The 1,546-nt window shown below is 62.4% G+C and carries 1 pseudogene; it reads right to left on the bottom strand.

The window, feature by feature from the left end:
- A pseudogene (locus tag OO12_RS13495) lies at window positions 1-1,546 on the bottom strand (RHS repeat protein); the annotation flags it as partial.

Here is a 1,546-nt window from a genome sequence, read left to right as displayed (position 1 = left end):
AATTGCCACCGATGAGCTGGACGGTGAAGGTCAGCGTATCGCCGGCGGCGACCGGCACCTGTTGCGTGGCTGGAATTGCGATCGACAGATTGTTGGCGGTCGCCGTCATCGACAAGGCCGTGCCCGCCGGCGTGCCGGTTACCTGTGTGATGGTCGCGTTCGAGCCCGTCCAGAAGGCGGGCGTGTTGGCCCCGGTATAGAGGTTCCGCGAGACGGCGAGGTTGGCGTTGGCGAAGATGATCGAATTGCCGCTGGTGGTGCCAGCGGAAGCGGAGCCGACAAAGACCCGTGACTGGACATATTCCGCCTGAGTGAATCTGCGCGTGACGCTGACGGTGGTGACGGCGGTGGTGGAGAGACCGCTGACCTGGAACGCGCCGCCGGTGATTTGCGACAGGGTTCCCGGTCCGGACAGGATGACGGCCGAGGAATCGCCATTATTGCCGTACAGGGACGTGCCGCCGAGCAGCGCGAGGCTGGCGGTGGTGAAATTGCCACCGACAAGCTGGACGGTAAAGGTCAGCGTATCGCCGGCGGCGACCGGCACCTGTTGCGTGGCTGGAATTGCGATCGACAGATTGTTGGCGGTCGCCGTCATCGACAAGGCCGTGCCCGCGGGCGTGCCGGTTACCTGCGCGATGGTCGCGTTCGACCCCGTCCAGAAGGAGGGCGTGTTCGCATCGGTATAAAGGTTGAACGGCGCACTGGCCTTGAGCGCAACGATATCGGCAGCGGCCATCCGATTGGAGAGTACCGTGGTGGAGACCAGTTGGGACGCGCCGTCATAGGTGTAGACGGTAACCACGCCGGTGGCGTCGATCGTCCGGATCATTCGACCGGCGATATCGTGGAATGTCCAACTCCAACGGTCATTGGCGACGTCTGTCGCAGGCCGGATCGTCGCAAGGGCGACGCTGGAGGGATTGCCGCTGCCGTCGACAAGTGAGGCAAGTTGGATGCTTGTTAGTCGTGTCGCATAGGTGATGGTGGTGGTGACACGTCCGGTGGCATCGTAACGATATTCGGTGAGCGAGCCGTCGCCATCGACATCTCCGATCTTGCGACCATCGGCATCGTAGAAGAAGAAATTGCGCTGTCCGGTCGGGTTGGTGACGAAGCGCAGTCGCCCCAGCGCATCATATTTATAGCTGGTCGTGGCGGTGGTGACTCCACTGCCTGATTCGGCGAAGGTCAGTAGATTGCCGGTGCGGTCATAGGTCGAGGTGCGCACCAGACCATTGGCGAGCGTGACGGTGGTGGTCGATCCGTCCGTGCTATCGGTAAACGCGAAACTGGTCGTGATCGCGGGCGGGCGTGTAATGCTGGCATTGGCGAAGATGATCGAATTGCCGCTGGTGGTGCCGGCGGAAGCGGAGCCGACAAAGACCCGTGACTGGACATATTCCGCCTGGGTGAATTTGCGCGTGACGCTGACGGTGGTGACGGCGGTGGTGGAGAGACCGCTGACCTGGAACGCGCCGCCGGTGATTTGCGACAGGGTTCCCGGTCCGGACAGGATGACGGCCGAGGAATCGCCATTATTGCC

This window comes from Sphingomonas sp. ERG5 (assembly GCF_000803065.1).
GTDB lineage: Bacteria > Pseudomonadota > Alphaproteobacteria > Sphingomonadales > Sphingomonadaceae > Sphingomonas.
The sequence above is the reverse complement of the archived record's forward strand: the minus strand, read 5'-3'. Positions and strand labels throughout refer to the sequence as shown.